At 69.6% G+C, this 22,100-nt stretch carries 16 protein-coding genes; 10 read left to right on the top strand and 6 right to left on the bottom strand.

Translation table 11 applies throughout. The features are described from left to right. Positions 1-50 precede the first annotated feature (50 nt). Entirely contained in the window at positions 51-2,786 is a 2,736-nt protein-coding gene (locus tag ACW7GZ_RS08760; protein ID WP_457004377.1) for a protein kinase domain-containing protein, read from the bottom strand. A 194-nt stretch (positions 2,787-2,980) separates the two neighbouring features. On the opposite strand from ACW7GZ_RS08760, the gene ACW7GZ_RS08755 reads away from it, so the two are divergent. The 5 genes from ACW7GZ_RS08755 (at position 2,981) to hemF (ending at position 7,257) form a co-directional block, all read left to right on the top strand. Next, the gene (locus ACW7GZ_RS08755) at positions 2,981-3,757 is read left to right on the top strand and encodes a hypothetical protein (RefSeq protein ID WP_457004375.1); all 777 of its coding nucleotides are present in this window, start codon (positions 2,981-2,983) and stop codon (positions 3,755-3,757) included. A 51-nt stretch (positions 3,758-3,808) separates the two neighbouring features. Beyond that, a complete protein-coding gene (locus ACW7GZ_RS08750) occupies positions 3,809-4,657 on the top strand; it encodes a hypothetical protein (protein ID WP_457008831.1) in 849 nt (282 codons plus the stop codon). A gap of 27 nt (positions 4,658-4,684) precedes the next feature. Then, positions 4,685-5,518 (top strand): hypothetical protein, encoded by an 834-nt coding sequence (locus tag ACW7GZ_RS08745; RefSeq protein ID WP_457008829.1) that lies wholly within the window; start codon positions 4,685-4,687, stop codon positions 5,516-5,518. Positions 5,519-5,546: 28 nt separating this feature from the next. After that, a complete protein-coding gene (locus tag ACW7GZ_RS08740) occupies positions 5,547-6,245 on the top strand; it encodes a DUF4755 domain-containing protein (protein WP_457008827.1) in 699 nt (232 codons plus the stop codon). A gap of 79 nt (positions 6,246-6,324) precedes the next feature. Further along, positions 6,325-7,257 carry an oxygen-dependent coproporphyrinogen oxidase gene (hemF, locus tag ACW7GZ_RS08735; protein ID WP_457008826.1) on the top strand — a complete coding sequence of 311 codons (933 nt, stop codon included), beginning with the start codon at positions 6,325-6,327 and terminating at the stop codon, positions 7,255-7,257. A 3-nt stretch (positions 7,258-7,260) separates the two neighbouring features. On the opposite strand, the gene ACW7GZ_RS08730 is transcribed toward hemF, so the two are convergent. The 3 genes from ACW7GZ_RS08730 to polA all read right to left on the bottom strand — a co-directional run bounded on the left by ACW7GZ_RS08730 (position 7,261) and on the right by polA (position 12,104). Beyond that, positions 7,261-7,746, bottom strand: coding sequence for a DUF421 domain-containing protein (locus tag ACW7GZ_RS08730; RefSeq protein ID WP_457004366.1), 486 nt, complete (start codon positions 7,744-7,746; stop codon positions 7,261-7,263). A gap of 83 nt (positions 7,747-7,829) precedes the next feature. Further along, positions 7,830-8,837, bottom strand: coding sequence for a glucokinase (gene glk, locus ACW7GZ_RS08725; protein ID WP_457008824.1), 1,008 nt, complete (start codon positions 8,835-8,837; stop codon positions 7,830-7,832). Positions 8,838-9,338: 501 nt separating this feature from the next. Next, positions 9,339-12,104 carry a DNA polymerase I gene (gene polA / locus ACW7GZ_RS08720; RefSeq protein WP_457004362.1) on the bottom strand — a complete coding sequence of 922 codons (2,766 nt, stop codon included), beginning with the start codon at positions 12,102-12,104 and terminating at the stop codon, positions 9,339-9,341. Between the two features lie 74 nt (positions 12,105-12,178). Between polA and ACW7GZ_RS08715 the strand changes: the two genes are divergently transcribed. From ACW7GZ_RS08715 to ACW7GZ_RS08705, 3 genes are read left to right on the top strand one after another with little or no spacing between them, the layout of a single operon-like run. Continuing rightward, a complete protein-coding gene (locus ACW7GZ_RS08715; protein WP_457008822.1) occupies positions 12,179-12,478 on the top strand; it encodes a DUF2782 domain-containing protein in 300 nt (99 codons plus the stop codon). Further along, positions 12,469-13,179: a DUF502 domain-containing protein gene (locus tag ACW7GZ_RS08710; RefSeq protein WP_457008821.1), complete on the top strand. Its 711-nt coding sequence runs from the start codon at positions 12,469-12,471 to the stop codon at positions 13,177-13,179. Before ACW7GZ_RS08715 ends, ACW7GZ_RS08710 begins: the two co-directional genes overlap by 10 nt. A gap of 24 nt (positions 13,180-13,203) precedes the next feature. After that, a complete protein-coding gene (locus ACW7GZ_RS08705; RefSeq protein WP_457008819.1) occupies positions 13,204-13,779 on the top strand; it encodes a manganese efflux pump MntP in 576 nt (191 codons plus the stop codon). Between the two features lie 118 nt (positions 13,780-13,897). Here ACW7GZ_RS08705 and uvrD read toward each other — a convergent pair whose 3' ends face one another. After that, positions 13,898-16,078, bottom strand: coding sequence for a DNA helicase II (gene uvrD / locus ACW7GZ_RS08700; RefSeq protein ID WP_457004355.1), 2,181 nt, complete (start codon positions 16,076-16,078; stop codon positions 13,898-13,900). A gap of 9 nt (positions 16,079-16,087) precedes the next feature. Further along, positions 16,088-18,763, bottom strand: coding sequence for a bifunctional diguanylate cyclase/phosphodiesterase (locus ACW7GZ_RS08695; protein WP_457008817.1), 2,676 nt, complete (start codon positions 18,761-18,763; stop codon positions 16,088-16,090). A gap of 194 nt (positions 18,764-18,957) precedes the next feature. Between ACW7GZ_RS08695 and ACW7GZ_RS08690 the strand changes: the two genes are divergently transcribed. After that, complete coding sequence (locus ACW7GZ_RS08690) at positions 18,958-19,659, top strand: glutathione S-transferase N-terminal domain-containing protein (RefSeq protein ID WP_457008815.1); 702 nt, start codon at positions 18,958-18,960, stop codon at positions 19,657-19,659. A 91-nt stretch (positions 19,660-19,750) separates the two neighbouring features. Continuing rightward, positions 19,751-22,006, top strand: a complete 2,256-nt coding sequence (locus ACW7GZ_RS08685; RefSeq protein WP_457008813.1) for a S9 family peptidase — start codon at positions 19,751-19,753, stop codon at positions 22,004-22,006. Positions 22,007-22,100 lie beyond the last annotated feature (94 nt).

The raw sequence follows: 22,100 nt of genomic DNA, 5'->3' as shown, positions 1-22,100 counted from the left end.
GCCCGCCGCCAGCGCCTGCTTGGGCCAAGCGACGGATTACGTCTGACCATCTATCCTGCGTCCTCCACCGCCGACAAGCGGAGACGGACCTCCCTGGAATAGTCGCTGTCCTTGGGCAGCGCTTCGAGTGCGTCTCGATACTTGGCCAGCGCCGTACCCCGATCACCCCGCAATTCGCTGATGCGTCCCTCCAACAGGCGCAGGTAGGGACGACGCTGCGAGTTCGCATCCAAGGCGATCTTGCCGTCATCGGCGTGGATACCCTGTAGCAGGGCGTGCGCCCTCTCCTCATCATGGAGATCGAGATAGGCCATTGCCAAGATGATCGAGAACTCGGCGAAGGCAGGTGAGGGGTCCTGGAATACCCGATGAGCATCAGCAAGCCGCGCCGACAGCGCCTGTGCGGCATCGGCCGAGCGCCCCGCCCAGCGCAGCGCCTCGCCGCGATACTGCAGCGTGCTCAAAGTGAATGGCGAATCTTCACCGAGGGTCTCGGCGAACAGACGGCTTGCCTTGCCATACTCGTCCGCGGCTTCGGCAAACTGCTCCTCGGCCACCAGCGAAATCGCGCGCAAGGTATGGACGTTGCCAAGCTGTGGGTGGCTCGTGCCCAGCACCTGCACCAGGTCCGCCTCGAGCATGTCGATCTGCTTGAGCGCTTCAACCCGCCGGCCGACCTGCATCAAGGCCTGCACCAGGTTCTGACGCGCCTGGATGGTCTGTGAGTGCAGCCTGCCGTTGATCTGTTCAAGCCCAGCCAGCGCCTCAGACAGCTCGCGCTCGGCTTCGACGGCCTCACCCGTGGCCAGCAGCGCGAAGCCGAGCTCGGCGCGCGATTTCAACAGTAGATCACGACCGAGCTCTGACTCTTGTTCGCCAAGTTCGACTAGCTTTCGATACTCGGCTGCCGCCGTCTTGTAATCTGCTTGGCGTTCGTGGAGATAGGCCCGCGTGTGTCCCAAGCGATAGCGCTGCGACACCGTGGCGTCGGCCATGCCGGCCAACTGCGAGGCAGCCGTGTCGAGCTGCACACGCGCCTCGTCGAATCGGCCCAGCTCCAGCAGCATGTGGCTGCGCCCCAGGCGGGCCTCGCTTCCACGTGCGTCATGGATGCCGAACGCCTGCTCAAGATGTGTCGCGGCCAACGCGTACTGCGCCTCCGCTTTCTCGACCTGAGCTACGGCCTGGTAGGCACCCGCAAGCACCAGGTGCATTGTGCCTGCCGAACCCGCATCGTCTTTGAACCGTTCACCGATACCCGACGCGGCGCTGTCCAGTGCTTCGAGAACCGTCGGCTGGTGCCCGCTATTGCGATCCGGCGCTGCCGCGCCGATCACGTCCTCGCTGAGAAAGTCATTGAGCATGGCCTGAGTGCGGAGGCTGGCCTGCGCACGCGCCGCCTCTTCCTGCGCACGCTGTTCAGCCCGGTGCGCACGCTGGGCCAGCAGCAGCGAGCCAGTCGTACCGGCCAGCAACGCTACCATCGCCGCGATCATCCATGGCCTCCGCGCACGCATGCGCGCCAGACGCTTCTCGCCTTCTTCCACGCGAGCGCGCACCGCCAGTTCCAGTTCGCGCTTTTCCCGGCGCGCGGCCAGATTGCGGACTCGGTCGGCCAGAGCCGCGGCCGAATCCAGCCGACGCTCCGGATTCCCGTGCGCGGCCGCGGCAATGTCCTCGCGCAGCAGCGGGTCGTCGATGTCGCGTTCCCAACCGGGTGCCATGGGACGCCGGAAGTCGCCGACCAGCAACTGATACAGGGTCACGCCCAGCGCGTACACGTCGCTGCGGATGGTCGCTGACTGCCCGGTGGCGACCTCCGGCGCAAGGTACAGAGGCGTGCCGCTCTCGCTGGAAATGGCCTGGGTGCGGGTCAACCCGAGGTGGGTGATGCCCAACTCGTCGAGCCGGGAGGAATCGAACAGCCGGCTGCTGCCGAAGTCCGCCACGCGCAGTTTCGTACCCTCGGGCCCATCTTGCACCAGCAGGTTCGCCGGTTTGATGTCCTTGTGCAGCACACCTATGCCATGCGCCGCTGCCACGGCATCGGTTGCAGACACGAACAGCCCCAGCCTGCGCTCGCGCGCCGCCGGCGCGGCTTCCTGCAATCCCTGCCACTGGTCGAGACTGGTGCCGCCGTACTCGGACTCGACGAAATACGGCGCCTCTTCGAAATCCCAGTCCAGTACACGGATAAAGTCATCGCGCTTACCCAGCGCCTCGCGCAGCAGGCGCGCGATCGTCACCTCGCGCTTCAGCCCCGCCAGGCCCTTGCCGGCAAGGCTGAACTTGAATACCCGTTCCTCCCGAGTCTTGGCGTGCCGCGCCAGCCAGACTTCGTTGCCCTCCGTTCGCGCCAGGGGCGCCTCCAGCCGCCAGTTGGGCCTGCGCGGCACCGCATCCCCCTCCTGGAGCCGACTGGCCTCCGGCAGGAACTCAACCACCCGGCGCGACACCGGCACGCTCAGCCTGTATCCAACCCGCGGCAAGGTCGTGACGAACTCCTGCGCGTCGTCGCGCAAGGCCTTGCGCAGCTTGCCGACCGCATTGGTCAGCACCGCCTCGACCACGATCCTCCCGGCCCAGACCGCGCCCAGCAGTTCTTCCTTGGTCACCGCTTCGCCGGCGTGCCGCAACAGATATTGCAGCACCTCCAGCGGCTTGCGCTCCAGCTCGACGGCGTTGTCCGCGACCCTGAGCTGCCAGCGCGACTCGTCGAACTCGGCGTTGCCGAAACTCCAGCAATACGCCTTGACCGGCTGGCCGGCATCCCCCTGCTCCTGCATTCCATCGCCCCCCGGCTCCGTTGCTGTGGTGCAGCTTCGCGGGCAATCAGGGGCGAATGCAAGACCTGTCTTTGAAAACAAGGGCTTGCGATTCGTTTGAATTTCGTTTGCAGGCCGTGGGGACAGGTTTGCGCCTCCCGGGCCACGGTTCTGGCCACGCGGCCATTCCGATGCCGCAGGGGGAGGGCCACCGCATGCGAGGCAAGATCATCCACTACAACGGCAGCGACGGACGCGGCTTGATCGCCGCCGACAACCGCCAGCTCCCCTTCGAGATCGGGCATTGGCGCAGCGACATCGCGCCGACCGTGAACCAGGTGGTCGACATCGCCCTGGCCGGCGACGATCTTGAATCCGTCGCGCGGGTGCCCGAAGACGTCCTGATCAAGGAGCGCGCCGGGCAACTTGCCAGCAAGCTGGGTTCGTCCGGCGCCGCCGCCCTGCAGTCGATCAGGGACGCAGCCCCGACCACCGGCGGCAACGCAGCCTCCGGCTGGCGCCAGAGGCTCGGCATTCCGCTGCTGGCCGCCTACGGCGTGTTCGCTGTGTCCGCGCTGGGGCTGCCTTTCATTTCCGTCAGCTCTCCGTTCGGGATGGGCGGGCGGAGCTACAGCCTCGTCGGCCTGGGCGAGCTGTCCGAGGCGCTGGGTGCTTCGGTCGGCGGTGCGTTCTGGCCCTGGCTGGCGATCCTGTCGATCGCACTGCCGGTCTTCTGGCGCAGCCGCTTCGCCTGGTTGGCCCTGCTGCTGCCCTTGCTCGCCACGCTGAAGCCTGCGTTCGACATCATCGGCGCCGCGGGCAAGGCGTCGCGTGCCATGGGCGACGCCTTCGGAGGCGACATCAGCAGCCAGATGGCCAGCCAGATGGCCGACATGATCGACACCGGCTTCGGTGCCTGGGCCTGCCTGTTGGCCGCGCTGTTCGTCGCCTGCGTCGGCCTGAAGCGCGTGCTGCTGCCGCCGGCCGCCTGACTCCACCTCACCGACGAAATCCACACATCCACGCAAAAGGGAGATCCCTCCATGCGCAAAACCACGCTCGTGTTCATCGCCACCTCGGCACTGGCCCTGTCCGCCTGCAGCAAGGACGCCGGGAATGCCGACACCACCGCCGCCAATGCCGACGCTGCAGCGCCCAGCGGCTTGCTCGGCGCAGCCGCCGACAAGGCCAAGGTCGAAAGCGCGGCCGCCGCACTGCCGCAACCCGACGCCAACAAGCCGGTTTCCGAGTACCCGCAACTCGAAGGCGGCAACCAGATCATGTTCCATTACGTTGCCGCCTCGAAGCTGCCGCCGGACTACGCCAAGCTCGCCGAGCCGTTCTCGAAGGAGTACCGCAGCACGAGCGACACCTTCCGCAGGAACGACCTGCTGCAGGCAATCCGGCCGCAGCTGGATCAGCAGATCGCGCAGGCCGCGGCCAACCCCTACGGCTGGATGAAAGTGAGCGACGCGAACCTGGGCAGCTACGACTTCGATCGCAAGGGCTTTGCTGTCGGCGAGTTCGCGGACAGCACGACTCGCTACTTCAACGACAACTACGGCTACAAGATCGGCTGGAGCAATTACAACCAGCTTGCATTCGCCCCGGTCGCGGACGAAGCGGCCGCGCGCCGGATCGAGTCCATGCGCACCGGCTACAACGACAGGCCGCAGCTGAAGGTCCATTTCTTTGCCCAGTCCGCGGACCTGAACGACCAGAAGGTCAACGCGGTGGTCACCCATGTGCAGATCACCGACAAGTCCGGCCGCGTGCTTGCCAGCTATGGACCCGACGGCAGCGTGCCGGCAGACGTGCCGGCAGACGTGCCGGCAGACGACGATTGCCAGGGTGATGCAGCCACCTGCGCAGCGGCGCATTTCGGCTTCTGACCACCGCACACTTCAAGGAAAACCCGTATGAACCGTCTCATGACTTGTCGACTTCTGATGGCGCTCGCAATGACGGCGTCCCTTCCCGCCGTCGCCCAGAGCAACGCAGAACTGAATGATGAAAACGCACGCCTCAAGGCACAAGTGGCCGAGCTCCAGGCACAACAGCAGAGTGAAGCAAGCACGCAGGAGAACAGGCCCGCGAGGCGGTCCGGACTCGCGGGCCTTGGTGATCGGTTGAAGAAGGCAACAGGCATCTCGCTGACTCGTCCCAACGCAAACGACGCAAACGACGCAGGCGGCGGAACGGCGATCTACACGCCTATCGGCGCGGCCAACACGTTCGAAGGGGTCTTCTCCCATGGGAACCGCGACCTCGCCATCCAGGGCAGGCTGTCATGGCCCCGCGTGGCGCTGACCTTCGTCGAGTACGGAGAGACGCTTCCGTGCTGGACGATCGATGCCCGCATCTGGACGAGCGCGACACAGTCCACAACCGAACGTTTCCAGACCTGCCTGAACGCACGGCTCACCAAGCTGGACGATCTGGGAAGGACCAGCAGCTTCGACAAGCGCGATGCCTTGACCCGCGCGAAGTTGAGGCGCTTCGAAAGTGCGCAGCCGCTGTTCGGGTACGTTGAAACGACCGGAACAAAAAGGACAGCGGGGCCCAACCCACCGAGGAAGCTGTTCATGGTGGACGTCGACAGGGACATGGGCGAGAAGGTCTTCGACGCCGCGATCAACGCGATGTGGGTTTCCGGCTTCATTACCCTGGAAGACACCGGAATGACCTCTTCGTTTCTTGACTGGCGCATGTGGATCGCCGGCTTCGACTCCGACGGACATCGAGGCCGCTAATCCTTGAACTTGTCGCTTTGAGCCGTACGTGCCCGCGACAACCGGAACGAGACCGCTGGACAAAGATCTGGTCCAGATCATCAACAGTGTCAACACCGTCCCCGTCACCCGTGGGACATCCAAGGAAAACAGCATGGACGACTCAACTGCCGCCTTTTTTACTCTCACACTTGGCGCCGGCTTTGGCGCGGTCATATTCGGGCTGCTGGCCAGTTGGAGGCACAAGCCCGTCGGGCGCTGGGTGATCCTCGGTGCGGTTTGCGGCGTGATCCCCTTGATTGGCTGGCTCGTTGGATTCGGCTTCCTGCTGGATCTGCTGTTCGGCACCAAGGGTGATTCCGGCAGCGAGACCTCGACTGCAGCCAAGGCCTTCGGCCAGGGAGCCCAGTACGTCTATGTCGCCGACAACACCGGCATCGCCGTCGATCCCGGCCAGGAGACGGTTCGATTGAAGAACGGAAGCACCATCCAGACGTACCCGTTCTCTGCTGTCCGCGGATGGAAAACCAATCTCGCATCCGGTGGCGAGATCATTGGAGGCACCGGATATACGGCCATCGCGGCCGGAGGCGCCAACCTGCGCAACGAACGCGAGAACCGGAAGAACAGCGGCCTGTTCGTGAGCGTGCGCGACATCGACAATCCCGAATGGCGCATCGACATGCCGAACGAAAACAACCAGAAGCGGTGGATGGAGATCATGCGCCAGTCGATCAACCGCGACTGAGGCGGGCCGATCCGACGATGATTCCCCAGCTAATTCGTCCTTGCCTGCGGGGCGATGTTGGTCGCCTTACAATTGCCGCATGAACGATTTCGACGCCGTCCGCGGCTATCTCACCGACCTGCAGGACCGCATCTGTGCGGCCATCGAGGCCGCCGACGGCGGCGCCCGCTTCCACGAGGACGCCTGGACGCGCGCCGACGACAGTGCTGCCGGCGGCCTGTCCGGTGGCGGACGCACCCGCATCCTGCGCGAGGGCGCGGTGTTCGAGCAGGCCGGCATCGGCTTTTCTGACGTCTCCGGCAGCGCCCTGCCACCGTCGGCGACCGCCTCGCGGCCGCAGCTCACCGGCGCCTCCTGGCGCGCGGTCGGCGTCTCGCTGGTGTTCCACCCGCGCAATCCCTACCTGCCCACCACCCACGCCAACGTCCGCCATTTCCGCGCCGAACGCGACGGCGAGACCGTGGCGTCGTGGTTCGGCGGCGGCTTCGACCTCACCCCCTTCTACCCCTTCGACGAGGACGTGCTGCACTGGCACCGCACCGCGCGCGCGCTGTGCGAGCCCTTCGGTGGCCAGGCGCGCTACGACGCGCACAAGAAGTGGTGCGACGAGTACTTCTTCCTCAAGCACCGCGATGAGACCCGCGGCGTCGGCGGCCTGTTCTACGACGACCTGGCCGGGGACTTCGAGCGCGACTTCGCCTATACCCGCGCCGTCGGCGACGGCTTCCTCGACGCCTGGCTGCCGATCGTCGAACGCCGTCGCGCCATGCAGTACGACGAGCGCGAGCGCGAGTTCCAGCTCTACCGCCGCGGCCGCTACGTCGAGTTCAACCTGGTCTGGGACCGCGGCACCCACTTCGGCCTGCAGTCCGGCGGCCGCAGCGAATCGATCCTGATGAGCATGCCGCCGCTGGCGCGCTGGGAATACGGCTACCAGCCGGAGCCCGGGAGCGCCGAAGCACGGCTGGCCGACTACCTGCGGCCGCGCGACTGGCTGGCGGAGCTCGACTGAGGCTCAGCCCTTGGCGTCCTTGCGCGGAACGATGGTCAGGGTGCCGTCCACCTCCAGGGTCATCAGCCCGACGTCGGCAAGGCCGTCCAGGCCGCTGTCGCGCACGGCTTCGTCCACGTCCAGCTGGTTCAGGTTCTGCTTGCGCAAAGCCTGCTTGAACAGTTCGCCGTCACGCGCCAGCAGCACCGGGCTGCCTTCCACCAGCCGATCCAGGCGCGGACTGCGCGCGGTCAGGAAGCCGACCAGCCAGTTGCAGGTGATCAGCGTCATGGCAAGGATCAGGCCGCCCAGGAGCGAGAAATCCTCGCCGATCAGCGAGTTCTGCACCGCCGTGCCGAGCAGCACGACCACCAGCATGTCGAACGGCGTGAACTGGCCGACGGTACGCTTGCCCGCCAGACGCAGCATCGCCAGCAGGATGAAGTAGACGATCACCGCGCGCAGGATGAACTCCCACCACGGCATTGCGAGTTCGAACAGGTCGGACATGGCGATGGCTCCGAAGGGAATTCCATCATTCAGCCTGCCGTGTCGTGAAGATGCCGCGGACACATCCCGGGAGGGAGGCTGCGTCAGTGCGCCGACGCCACTCCGCCGCCGCACGCCGCGTCCGTGTCGCGAAGTGCCACCGCTGCACCCAGCAGCCCGGGATCGGGATGCGTCACGACCTGGACCGACACCGGCTCCAGCCAGGCGGCAAAGCGTCCCTTGGCGAGGAAGCGTTCGCGGAACGCGCTGCTCCGGAGGAAAGGCAGGAAGCGCGGCACGATCCCGCCGGCGATGACCACCGTGCGCGCGCCGTGCAGCAGGGCCACGTCGCCCGCGACGCTGCCGAGGATGGCGCAGAAGCGGGCCAGCGCGCGGCGCGCGGCCGCGTCATGGCCGTCCAGCGCCGCGGCCACGACCTGGGCCGGCTCACGCGGCGGGCCCGGCGGCCCACCTGCACGCTCGCGCAGCACCGCGTCGATCGCGGACAGTCCCGCTCCCGACAGCAGCCGCTCCCAGGACGCGCGACCGTGGCGTGCCGTCGCCCGGTCGGCCAGCGCGCGCTCTTCCTCATCCAGCGGGGCGAATCCGACGTGCCCGCCCTCGGTTTCCACCACCTGCCAGCCGCCGCCAGCGCGCTCCACGAGCAGGCTCACGCCAAAGCCGGTGCCGGGTCCCAACACGCTGACCGGGCCGCGCAGGGGCGGGTCCACCGGCCCGTGCAGGAACGCGCGCTGCCCGGCTGCGAGCACGGGGACGGCGCGTGCGATGGCGCCGAAATCGTTGACCAGGCGCAACTCCCGGAGCCCGAGCGATTCGCGCAGCTCGTGCCTGTTGAACGACCAGGCGCGGTTGGTCAGGCGCATTTCGTCGCCGTCGACCGGGCAGGCGAGCGCGATCGCCGCGCGCCGCGGGCGCAGCCCGACCTGCGCCAGGTAGTGCTCCGCGGCGTGCTGCAGGCTGGCGAACCCGGCGTTGCGCAGCCGCTGCGGCTGCAGCAGCCGCGGCACGGCCGCCGCCGGGTCGCACAGGGCGAAGCGGGCGTTGGTGCCTCCGATGTCGGCAACCAGGGCCAGGTGCTCGTTCGCGCTCATGTCCGCCCTTCCGGCATGCGATGGGTCCCGACAGGCTAACCCAGGCGAACGCCGCCGCACGGCCCGCACGGACGCTTGGCGGCGCCGTGGTGCGATGCCTGCTGCCGGCCATGGATGGCCGGCGGCCGGCTTGGGAGCAGGCCGCGGACAGGCCGGGGGAGCGCACCCCCTGTGCGCGGGACGGGCGGCGCGGACCAGAACGGAGCAGTTGGGAAAAGAACCAATAAAAAGCCCCGCAGGCAGGGGGGGCCGGCGGGGCTGGAGAACGGGGCTCGGGGAGAAGCCTTCGTTCCGGTCGATCAACTCCAGGGGAGGGGAGGTGATCTGCGACAGACCTTGCATCTGTCACGGGCTATATGACCACTCCGCACATGGATGGTTCGTGAAGACAGGGGTTAAGTTTTTGTTGGATTCAGCGGGCGTTTACCGGCAGCCTGCGCACGCGTCGGCGGTGCTTCCGTGGCAGCCTCCGAAGCGGCCCCCGGCCGCCTCCTGAATGGGTCAATGCGCCTGTTCCCAGTTGTCGCCGACCCCGCTGTCGACCACCAGCGGCACCCGCAGGCTGGCGGCGCCGGTCATGCGCGCGACCACTTCGGAAAGCAGGGTTTCGACGAACCCGGCGTCGACTTCGAACACCAGTTCGTCGTGCACCTGCAGGATCATCCGCGCGCGGTCGCGGTGCGGCGCGAGCCAGGCGTCCACCGACACCATCGCGCGCTTGATGATGTCGGCGGCGGTGCCCTGCATCGGCGCATTGATCGCAGCGCGCTCGGCGCCGGCGCGCTGCGGCTGGGTGCCACGGCTGATGTATTCGAGGTACAGGCGGCGGCCGAAGACGGTTTCTACGTAGCCCTGCTCCCGCGCCTGCACGCGGGTGCGCTCCATGAAGTCGCGCACGCCCGGATAGCGCGAGAAATACAGCGCGATGTAGTCCTGCGCCTCGGCGCGGCCGATGCCCAGGTTGCGCGCCAGGCCGAACGCGCCCATGCCGTACATCAGGCCGAAGTTGATCGCCTTGGCGGCGCGGCGCTCGTCGCCGCTGACCTGGTCGATCGCGCGGCCGAAGACCTCCGCCGCGGTGGCGCGGTGGATGTCGGCGCCGGCCTCGAACGCCGCCACCAGGCCGGCGTCCTGCGAGATGTGGGCCATGATCCGGAGTTCGATCTGCGAGTAGTCGCAGGCCACGATCTTCCGCCCCGGCGGCGCCACGAAGGCGGTGCGGATGCGGCGGCCGTCCTCGGTGCGGATCGGGATGTTCTGCAGATTGGGGTCGCTCGACGCCAGGCGGCCGGTGGCGGCGCCGGCCTGCTGGTAGCTGGTGTGCAGGCGGCCGGTCTCCGGGTTGACCATCTCCGGCAGCTTGTCGGTGTAGGTGCCGCGCAGCTTGGCCAGGCTGCGGTAGTCCAGGATCACCCGCGGCAGCTCGTGCAGGTCGGCGATGGCCTCCAGCGCCTCCTCGTTGGCCGAGGGCTGGCCCTTGGGCGTCTTCACCAGCATCGGCAGTTTGAGCTCGTCGTACAGCAGGGCGCAGACCTGCTTGGGCGAATCGAGGTTGAACGTGCGGCCGGCAAGCCCGGTGGCGCGCTGCTGCAGCTCCAGCATGCGACGCCCCAGCCCCGCGCCCTGGGCGCGCAGTCCGTCGGCGTCGAGCAGCACGCCGTTGGCCTCCACGCGCGCGAGCACCTGCACCAGCGGCATCTCGATGTCGCGGTACACGGCCGCCAGCGAGGGCTCGGCGTCCAGCCGCGCCGACAGCACGCGGTGCAGGCGCAGGGTGACGTCGGCATCCTCGGCGGCATAGGCGGTGGCGTCGTCGAGGGCGACCTGGGAGAACGGGATCTGCTTGGCACCCTTCCCGGCCACGTCGGCGTATGCGGTGGTCTGGTAGCCCAGCTCGCGCCGGGCCATCGAATCCATGTCGTGGCGCGCACGCCCGGCGTCGAGCACGAAGCTCTCCAGCAGCGTGTCCTCTGCGTATCCGGCCACGTCGATGCCGTGGCGGCGCAGGACGTGCAGGTCGTACTTGCCGTTCTGCCCGACCTTGCGCACCGCGGCGTCTTCAAGCAACGGGCGCAGCATCTCCAGCGCCCGGGCGCGGTCGAGCTGCGCCGGCGCGCCGGGATAGTCGTGCGCCAGTGGCAGGTAGGCGGCCTGGCCCGGCTCGCAGCTGAAGCTCATGCCCACCAGGTTGGCGCGCAGCGCGTCGAGCGAATCGGTCTCGGTGTCGAGCGCGAACAGCCCGGCGTCGCGCAGGCGCGTGATCCAGGCCTCGAGTGATTCGACGTCCAGGACCAGGTCGTGGCTGCCGGGCGCGGCCAGCGCCGGATCCAGCGCGGCATCGCCCGCCGTCGGCGCCGGGGCGACGAAGCCGCTGCCCGCGCGCGGCATCGAGGCGCGCGCCGGAACCACGCCGCTGGCGCTGCCACCATCGAGCTCCTTCAGGGCCTGCACGAACCCGTAGCGCTGGTACAGCGTGCGCAGGACGTCGGCGTCGGGCGCACGCAGGGCGAGGTCGGCCGGACCCACGTCCAGCGCGACATCGGTGCGGATGGTCGCAAGCGTGCGGCTCAGCGGCAGCCGGTCGAGCGCGGCGCGCAGGTTGTCGCCGACCTTGCCCTTGATCTCCCCGGCCGAGGCGATCACGCCGTCGAGGCTGTCGTAGGCCGCCAGCCACTTCGCCGCGGTCTTCGGCCCGCATTTTTCGACCCCCGGGATGTTGTCGACGCTGTCACCCATCAGCGCCAGCAGGTCGATGATCTGGTCGGGCCGCACGCCGAACTTCGCGAACACCGCATCGTCGGAATCGGTGCGGGTGCCGCTCATGGTGTTCACCAGCGCCACGCCCGGACGCACCAGCTGGGCGAAGTCCTTGTCGCCGGTGGAGATGGTGACGTCCATGCCCTGGCCTACCGCCGCCAGCGCCAGGGTGCCGATGACGTCGTCGGCCTCGACGCCGGGCACGCGCAGGATCGGGATGCCCAGCGCCTCGACCACGTCGCACATCGGCTGCACCTGCGTGCGCAGGTCGTCGGGCATCGGCGGGCGGTTGGCCTTGTACTGCGGGTAGATGTCGTCGCGGAATGTCTTGCCGGGCGCATCGACCACGAAGGCGAGGTGCTCGGGCTGCTCCTTCAGCGTCGCCCGCAGCATGTTGACCACGCCGAACAGCGCGCCGGTGGGCTCGCCATCGGCATTGGTCAGCGGCGGCAGCGCGTGGAACGCGCGATACAGGTAGGAGGAACCATCGATCAGCACGAGTCGCGTCATGCCGCGGATTCTACGTGTCCCCGGCTTCGCCCGTGCCGCTGGCGCATAATCGTGGCCAGCCCCGGGAGATCGCCATGAACCGTTCCGCCGCCGCATTCGCCACCGTGCTCGCCGCAAGCCTCCTGCTCGGCGCCTGCGCCACCAGCGGCGCGCCGGCCGACGTGATCCCGGCCGACGCGGTCGAGGCCACCCGCACCGAGGCCAACGGCGACGTGGTCACCGAGTACCGCGTCGACGGCCGCCTGCGCGCGCTCAAGGTCGTGCCGTCGCGCGGCGCGCCCTACTACCTGTTCGACCGCGACGGCGACGGCATCGTCGACAGCGAGCGCGACGGCGTGTCGCCGGTGTACTTCAAACTGTTCGAATGGAACTGATCACCCCGCCGCACCACGGCCAGGGTCAGGATCGGGCACCTGCCGACCCGTCGAAGCGCCTGCCGCCGATGGTCGCAACCTGGCTGACCGGCCTGCTCGCGGTGCTGCCGCTGGTGCTCACCCTGGTGCTGCTGGGCTGGGCGGTGGGCATCGTCAACCGCGCCCTCGGCCCCAGCAGCCTGTTCGGGCGCTCGTTCACGGTGTTCGGCGACTGGTTCGCCGCCCATCCCGTGGTCGCCTGGCTGCTTGGCACCCTGCTGACCATCGCCGCGATCTACCTGCTGGGCCTGCTGGTGCAGTCGCGGCTCAAGGCGCCGTTCAAGGCGCTGCTCGACAACACCATGCGCCGCATTCCCCTGGTCGGCAGCGTGTACGCGCTGGCCGAACGCTTCGTCTCGGTGATCGGCGACCGCCAGCAGGCCGACATCGCGGCAATGAGCCCGGTGTGGTGCTTCTTCGGCGGCGACGGGGTGGCGGTGCTGGGCCTGCTGCCCAACCCGGAGCCGGTGCACATCGACGGCCGCACCTACCTGACCGTGCTGGTGCCCACCGCGCCGATCCCGGTCGGCGGCGGCCTGCTGTACGTACCATCGGACTGGGTGAAGCCCGCCGATTTCGGCATCGACGTCCTGACCAGCGTCTACCTGTCGATGGGCATCACCCTGCCGCGTGGCAAAATTCCGGGTTCCGTTGGGGAGTAGCCGGCTTCCGACCCTGGATCCCGCATGCACCCTCTTTCGATCCTCATGCTCGGCATCGCGATGTCGACCGACGCCTTTGCCGCGGCCATCGGCAAGGGCGCGGCGATGCGTACGCCGCGCCTGCGCGACGCGCTGCGCGCCGGGCTGATCTTCGGCGTCATCGAAGGCCTGACGCCGCTGGCGGGCTGGATGCTGGGCACCACGGCGGCACCGTACGTGACCACGTGGGACCACTGGATCGCATTCACCGTGCTCACCCTGCTGGGCCTGCGCATGGCCTGGGTCGGGCTGCGCGACGACGGCGACGGGGACCCGGCCGACGCACGGCGACGCCACGGCTTCTGGGCGCTGGCCGCCACCGGCTTCGCCACCAGCATCGACGCCATGGCGGTCGGCGTCGGCCTGGCCTTCCTCGACGTCAACATCCTCGCCGTGGCGCTGACCATCGGCTTGACCACGCTGGTGATGGTCACCCTGGGCATCCTGCTCGGGCGCGCGCTGGGCGCGCTCGCCGGCAAGCGCGCCGAGGCCGCAGGCGGCGTGCTGCTGATGGCGATCGGCGCCTGGATCCTGTTCGAGCACCTCAGCGGCGCCGCCTGAACGGCCGGCCACGCCCCGCGGGTAGCGCTGGGCGGTGCTGGAGGCCGACGGCGAGCTCAACGAGTCGCCGGGCTTCCGGCTGCGCGACTAGCCGGGCCGCGGCGCGGCGGGGACTCCGTCAGACCGCCTGCAGCTTGGCATAGGCCAGCACCAGCCACTTGCTGCCGGCATCGTCGAAATTGACCTGCACGCGCGCATGCGCGCCGGCACCCTCGATGTCGGTGACCACGCCGTTGCCGAAGCTCGCGTGCACCACCTCCTGGCCCACCGCGATGCCCGGCGTGTCCTCCATCGCCGCGTGCCCGTAGTCGCGCCGCGGCGCCGGTGCGTAGCGCGGCCGCGACACCTCCACCTTCGGCCGCACGTCGTTGAGCAGCGCCGGCGGGATCTCGCGCAGGAAGCGCGAGGGCATGCCGTACATGTCCTGGCCGTGCAGGCGCCGGGTCTCGGCGTGGCTGAGCACCAGCTTCTGGCGCGCGCGGGTGATGCCGACGTAGGCCAGCCGGCGCTCCTCCTCCAATCGCCCGCTTTCCTCGATCGAGCGCGCGTTCGGGAACAGGCCCTCCTCCAGCCCCGCCAGGAACACCAGCGGGAATTCCAGGCCCTTGGCGCTGTGCAGGGTCATCAGCTGCACGCCGTCCTCGCCGGCCTGGGCCTGGCCCTCGCCGGCCTCCAGGGCGGCGTAGGCGAGGAACGCGACCAGCTCGGACAGCGCGGCCGATTCGTCATCCTCGCCGCGCACGAAGCGCGAGGCGACCGAGACCAGTTCGTCCAGGTTGTCGACGCGCGAGTCCAGGCTGCCCTTCGATTCGCGCGCATAGTGCTCGCGCAGCCCGGACCGCAGCAGCACGTGGTCGATCTTGTCCTTCAGCGGCAGGTCGCCAAGCTCGTCTTCGATCGCGTCGATCAGCGCATGGAAGGCGGCCAGCGCGTTGCGCGCACGCCCTGCCAGGCCCGCGCCCTGCGCGCAGCGCAGCGACGCCTCCCACAGCGAGACGCCGTCGGCGCGGGCGCGCATGCGCACTTCGTCCAGCGTGCGCCCGCCGATGCCGCGGGTGGGCGTGTTGACCGCGCGCTCGAAGGCCGCGTCGTCGGCGCGGTTGGCGACCAGGCGCAGGTACGCCAGTGTGTCCTTGACCTCGGCACGCTCGAAGAAACGCACGCCGCCGTACACGCGATACGGCAGCTGCGCGGCCAGCAGCTTTTCCTCGATGATCCGCGACTGCGCGTTGCTGCGGTAAAGCACCGCGCAATCGCCGTGGCTGCCGCCGTCGCGCACCCATTCGTTGACGCGGCCGACGATGTATTCGGCCTCGTCGATCTCGTTGTAGGCGGCGAACAGGTCGATCGGATCGCCCTGCCCGCTGTCGGTCCAGAGTTTCTTGCCCATCCGCCCCGGGTTGTGCGCGATCACCGCGTTGGCGGCGTCGAGGATCGCGGCGGTGGAGCGGTAGTTCTGCTCCAGGCGGATCGTCCGCGCGCCGGGGTAGTCCTGCAGGAAGCGCTGCACGTTCTCGACCTTGGCGCCGCGCCAGCCATAGATGGCCTGGTCGTCGTCGCCGACCACGAACACCTGCCCGCTGTCACCCGCAAGCAGGCGGATGAAGCCGTACTGGATGGCGTTGGTGTCCTGGAACTCGTCGACCAGCAGGTGGGCGAAACGCTGGCGGTAGTGCGCCAGCAGCACCGGCGTGTCGCGCAGCAGCTCGTGGGCGCGCAGCAGGATCTCGGCGAAGTCGACCAGTCCGGCGCGGTCGCAGCGCTCCTGGTACAGCGCATAGGCCTTGAGCATCACCGATGACCATTCGTCCTGGCCGTCCTGGATGTGCGGCGGGCGCCGGCCCTCGTCCTTCTGGGCGTTGATCCACCAGGCGATCTGCCGCGGCGGGAAGCGGGCTTCGTCGAGCTCCAGCTGCTGCACCACGCGCTTGACCAGGCGCAGTTGGTCGTCGGAGTCCAGGATCTGGAAGGCCTCCGGCAGCTTCGCGTCCTGCCAGTGCAGGCGCAGCAGGCGGTGGGCCAGGCCGTGGAAGGTGCCGATCCAGAGCCCGCGGGCACCGTTGCGCAGCAGCGCGTCGGCGCGGTGGCGCATCTCGGCCGCGGCCTTGTTGGTGAAGGTGACCGCGAAGATGCCGTGCACCGGCACGCCGAACACCTCGTTCATCCAGGCGATGCGGTGGGTGAGCACGCGGGTCTTGCCGGAGCCGGCGCCGGCCAGCACCAGGTAGTGGCCGGGGGGCGCGGACACGGCTTCGCGCTGGGCGTCGTTCAGCCCATCGAGCAGGTGGGAAACATCCATGCCCGCATGTTACGCCAGGCCCGGCGCCCGCCCCATGGCTTCGCCGCGGGCGAACTGCTGCAGGCGTTCGAGCACGGAATCGAAGTCCTGGGGCCGCGCAAGCAGGTAGCCCTGGAAGGCGTCGCAGCCGCGCTTGCGCAGCCATTCCTGCTGGTGCCTGGCTTCCACGCCTTCGGCGACGACGCCCAGGCCCAAGCCCTTGGCCATGCGCAGGATGGCCTCGCAGATCGCCTCGCTTTCCGGGTCGCGCCCCAGGTCGCGGACGAAGGACTGGTCCAGCTTCAGGCGCTGGACCGGCAGGTCCTTGAGGTAGGCCATGCTGGAGTACCCGGTGCCGAAGTCGTCGATGGCCAACGAGGCGCCCAGCTCGCCGAGCGCCTTCATGGCGGAGCGGGCCTCGGCCGGGTTGTCCAGCAACACGCTCTCGGTCAGCTCCAGCTCCAGCCTGCCGCGCGGCAGCCCGAACTCCGCGAGCAGCTGCCCGACCTCCTGCACCAGTCCCTCCTGGAACTGCAGCGCCGACACGTTCACGCCGATCCGCAGTGCGCCCCAGCCGCACGCGTCCAGCAGGCACCACCGGCTCATCGCCTCGCGCAGCACCCAGCGGCCCAGCGTGAGCACCAGCCCGGAGTCCTCGCAGGCGTCCATGAAGGCCCCCGGCGCGAGGAGGCCGCGCTCCGGATGCCGCCAGCGCACCAGGGCCTCCAGGCCGCAGGGGTGGTCTTCGCCGTCGAACTGCAGCTGGAAGGCCAGTTCGAACTCTTCGCGCTCAAGCGCGTCGTGCAGCTCCTTGACCAGCCGCAGCCGGTCGCCTGCGCGGGAGTCGAACTCGCTCCTGTAGCCCACGCTGCGATTGCGCCCCAGGCGCTTGGCCCGCGCGCCGGCCTGGCTGGCCGCACGCAGCAGGGCGGTGCCATCGACGCCGTCACCCGGGAAGCAGCTGTAGCCGAGGCTGGGCGTCACGTGCAGCGTGGCGCCGCGCACGTCCACGGTCCCCGCCACCGCCAGGCGCAGGGCCTCGACGCGCGCCGGCACCGTGGCGCCCGGCCCGACGGGAAGCAGGATGCCGAACTCGTCCCCGCCCAGGCGCGCCACGGTGGCCCGGGGTCCGGCCGCGGCTTCGAGCCGGCGCGCGACCGAGATCAGCAATTCGTCGCCCACGCCGTGGCCGAGGCTGTCGTTGACCAGCTGGAAGCGATCCAGGTCGAGGTGGCAGACAGCGACCCGGCCCTCGGTATCGGCCACCTCCCGGTCGATGCAGCCGATCAGCAGGTCGCGGTTGGCCAGGCCGGTCAGCAGGTCGTGGCTGGCACGGAACGCCACTTCCTCGGCGGCGCGCTTGCGCAGGGTGACGTCGTCGACGACCCCGACGAGGCTGGCCGCGGCGCCATCGACATCCAGCACCGCGGCCAGCCGGATCTCGAGGTCGCGGATGTCGAGGGGATCGCGGCGGTCGGTGACCTCGAGGGCGTCACCGCGGGGCTGCCTCATGGCCCCGCGCAGGCGGCGGACGTCCGCCGGATCGAGCAGCGCCTTGAGCGACGCGCGCACGGCGGACGGCGGATCACCGGGATCCACGCCGGTCAGGCGGGTGAATGCGGCGTTGGCGTACACCAGCTGGTTGCGCGGCGCCTCCAGGATGAACGTGCCCTGGTCCGAGGTTTCGATCGCGCGTCGCATGACGCGCATGTGCTCGCGCAGATGGCCCACCGCGTCGCGGCTGGCGGCCACGCTCCGTCGCATCCGCACCTCCCTCAGCGCGGCCCGGCGCAGGAACCACATGCCGACGAGCCAGGCCGTGGTCAACAACAGCATGCCGGAGGCCAGGGTGGCCACGAACGCGCGCCAGCCACCGTACAGTGCGTCGGGCGTCATGCCGACGGTCGCGATCAGCGACCGGTCGCCGATGCGCCGGTAGTCGACCATGCGCTCCACGCCGTCCAGGGGGTTGCGCGATGTCACGAGCCCTCCGTCCCGCTCGGCCACCGCCCTGAACACCGGCGACGCGCCGGCATCCAGGCCCGCATGCAGGGTGCCGGTGTCGGAACGCGCGATGAGCACGCCGTCCTGGTCGAGCAGCGACGACACGCCGTCGGGACCGACCTCATGCTCCTGCAGCACTTCCGTGAAGGCGTCGGCGTCGAGGTCGGCGCGCAGCCACTGCGTCGGCTGGCCGTCGTCCGCGGCCAGGCGGAAGGGCATCGCCAGCGGCAGGACCCAGCGGCCCGCGGCATCCGGTCCGGCGGGCCCGAACTGCAGGCGGTAGGGTTCGGATCCGGTCGTGGACGCGAAGGCCGGGGCCCCGGCTTCCACGCGAAGGCCGAGCACGCGGCGGTGGCCCAGCGCGATCCTGTCGATCGCGCCCTCCATGAACACAGGCGTCGCCTCCGGTGCCGCGCCCTCCAGCGCCTCGAGGCCGACGGCCAGCCCATGCAGCGCGCGCTCGATGCTGCGGATCTGCTGCCCGGTCTGGCGGGCATGGCTGTCCACCAGGGCCTGCAGGTAGCGCGCGCCCGCGTCGCGGCGCACGCGGAGATCGTTCCAGGCGACGGCCACCGTGGCCAGCAGCACGCAAAGCACCAGGGTGCCGCCGAACCACCAGGCGCGGCGGAAGCGCACGACACCCGCATCCGGGCCGTCATGGCCGCGGTCGCTCCTGCCGGGCGTCCCTCGCCCACTGTCCAAGGGTTCCACTTCCATCGGTCGATGTTGCCCGTTCGCGTCGACATGCGGCAGCTGCAGCCTAACTCGCACCGGAGTCCGTGCCCCAACGCGATCCAACCGTCCCGTGCCCCGGCGACGTTGCGTTGCGCGCGGCACCACCCTCGCGGGCGCCACGCGGGCCTAGACTTGGGGCCTCGCCTTCACGGAGCCCACGGATGATCGACCTCCACTACTGGCCCACCCCCAACGGCCACAAGGTCACGCTGCTGCTGGAGGAGGCGGGCCTCGACTACCGCATCCATCCGGTCGACATCGGCAAGGGCGCGCAGTTCGAGCCGGACTTCCTGGCGATCTCGCCCAACAACAAGATGCCGGCGATCGTCGACCACGCCCCCGCCGACGGCGGCGCGCCGCAGAGCGTGTTCGAATCCGGCGCGATCCTGCTCTACCTGGCCGAGAAGACCGGCCGCTTCCTGCCCGCCGAGCCGCGCGGCCGCATCGAAGCGCTGGAATGGCTGTTCTGGCAGATGGCCGGGCTGGGGCCGATGACCGGCCAGTACGGCCACTTCAACGTCTACGCGCCCGAGAAGATCCCCTACGCCATCGATCGCTACAGGAAGGAGGCCCAGCGCCTGCTGGGCGTGCTCGACCGCCGCCTGGCCGGCCGTGCCTTCATCACCGGCGACGACTACGGCATCGCCGACATGGCGGCCTATCCGTGGATCAACGCCTACGCCAGCGCGCCGCTGGACATGCAGCCCTTCCCCGAAGTGCTGCGCTGGCAGGCCGCGATCGCAGCCCGCCCCGCCACCGGGCGCGCCTATGCGCTCGCGAAGCAGGTGAACCCCGACGCCGGCAAGCCGATGAGCGACGAGCAGAAGGCCATCCTGTTCGGCCGGAACACAGGCCCGGCCTGAACCGCCGGGCCATCGCCCGCCCCCGGCGCCGCTCCCACGGCGCCGGGGGCTGCGGCATCATGCGGCATTCGCCCGCTCCCCGGACCGCCACATGCGCCTGCTCCTGGCCACCGCCCTCATGACCCTTGCCCTCTCCAACGCCCACGCCGCCACGCCCGATGCCGCGCGCGCCGAGCCGCTCACCCTCGAGGCGATCACCGGCGACGCGGCGCTGTCGGGACCGACGCTGCTGCGGCCCAAGGTGGCGCCCGACGGCTCGAAGGTCACCTTCCTGCGCGGCCGCGAGGACGACCGCAACCGCCTTGACCTCTGGGCCTACGACGTCACCAGTGGCGACACCGCGCTGCTGGTCGATTCAGCCGTGGTGCTCCCCGGCGAGGAGGTGCTGAGCGACGAGGAGAAGGCGCGCCGCGAGCGCCAGCGCATCGCCGCGCTGTCGGGCATCGTCGACTACCACTGGGCCCCGGACTCGCAGCGCCTGCTGTTCCCGCTCGGCGGCGAGCTCTACCTGTACGACCTGTCGGAGCGCGGCGGCGACGCGGTGCGCAAGCTGACCTCCGGCGGCGGCTTCGCCACCGATCCCAAGGTCTCGCCGAAGGGCGGCTACGTCAGCTTCATCCGCGGCCGCAACCTGTGGGTGGTCGATCTGGCCAGCGGCGACGAAGTGCAGCTCACCCGCGACGGCGGCGGCGCCATCGGCAACGGCGTGGCCGAGTTCGTCGCCGACGAGGAGATGGCCCGCCACACCGGCTACTGGTGGGCGCCGGACGACTCCGCCATCGCCTATGCCCGCATCGACGAGTCGCCGGTGCCGATGCAGAAGCGCTACGAGGTCTATCCCGACCGCACCGAAGTGGTCGAGCAGCGCTATCCCTCGGCCGGTGACGACAACGTCCGCGTCGAACTGTTCGTCGCCCGTCCCGGTCGTCCGGACGAGGCGCCGACGCGCGTCGACCTGGGACCGGAGCAGGACATCTACCTGGCCCGCGTCGACTGGCGCGATCCGCAGCGGCTCACCTTCCAGCGCCAGTCGCGCGGACAGCAGCGGCTGGAGCTTGTCGAGGTCACTCTGGCCAACGGGCGCCAGCGCAGCCTCGCCACCGAGACCTCCGCCACCTGGGTGCCGCTGCACGACAACCTGCGCTTCCTCGCCGACGGCCGCTTCCTGTGGTCGAGCGAGCGCGACGGCTTCGAGCACCTGTACATCGCCGGCGCCGACGGCGCCGGGCTGCGCCAGCTGACCCGCGGCGACTGGCCGGTGGACGCGCTGGAGGCGGTGGACGAGGCGAAGGGCCTGGCCTACTTCACCGCGGGCCGCGGTTCGCCCACCCGGCGCGCGCTGTATTCGGTCCCGCTGGACGGCGGCGACATCGTCGAACTCACGTCCACGCCCGGCATGCATGCGATCACCTTCGCCGGCAACGCCAGCGTCTACGTCGACAGCTGGTCGAACACGCGCACGCCGCCGCAGCTCGAGCTGTACCGCGCCGACGGCAGCCGCATCGCCGCGCTGGTCGATAACGATCCCCGCGACCCGGGCCATCCCTACGCCGGCCACCTGGACGCGCACCTGCCCACGGAGTTCGGCACGCTCACCGCGGCCGACGGCAGGACCCCGCTGCACTACAGCCTGATCAGGCCCGCCGGCTTCGATCCGGCCAAGCGCCATCCGGTCGTCGTCCATGTCTACGGCGGCCCGGCCGCGCAGACCGTGCTCGACGCCTGGCCGGGCCGCGCCGACGCCTTCTTCAACCAGTACCTGGCGCAGCAGGGCTACGTGGTGTTCTCGCTCGACAACCGCGGCACGCCGCGGCGCGGGCAGGAGTTCGGTGGCTCGCTGTACGGCAGGCAGGGCACGGTCGAGGTCGAGGACCAGCGCGCGGGCGTTGAATGGCTGCGCGCGCAGCCCTGGGCCGACGGCGGGCGCATCGGCGTGCACGGCTGGTCGAACGGCGGCTACATGACCCTGATGCTGCTCGGCCAGGCACCCGGGCACTACGCCTGCGGCATCGCCGGCGCGCCGGTCGCCGACTGGGCGCTATACGACACCCACTACACCGAGCGCTACATGGGCCTGCCGAAGGCCAACGTCGACGGCTACCGCACCGCGAGCGTGTTCACCCACCTCGACGGCATCCGCGACGACGCCCTGCTGCTCATCCACGGCATGGCCGACGACAACGTGCTCTTCAGCAACGCCACCGCGCTGATGTCGCGGCTGCAGGCGGCGGGCACGCGCTTCGAGCTGATGACCTACCCGGGCGCCAAGCACGGGCTGCGCGGCGCGGATGCGCTGCACAGGTACCGCCTGTCGGAGCGCTTCTTCGCAGGCTGCCTGGGCGACTGAGCCCTCGCGCCCTTCCCACGGCGCTCCCGCGGCCATCGCTATACTCGGCGCCTTTCCCGCACCGGGTGCACGCCTTGCCGTCATCGCAGCCGCC

It is taken from the genome of Luteimonas sp. A537 (assembly GCF_054052065.1).
The sequence above is the reverse complement of the archived record's forward strand: the minus strand, read 5'-3'. Positions and strand labels throughout refer to the sequence as shown.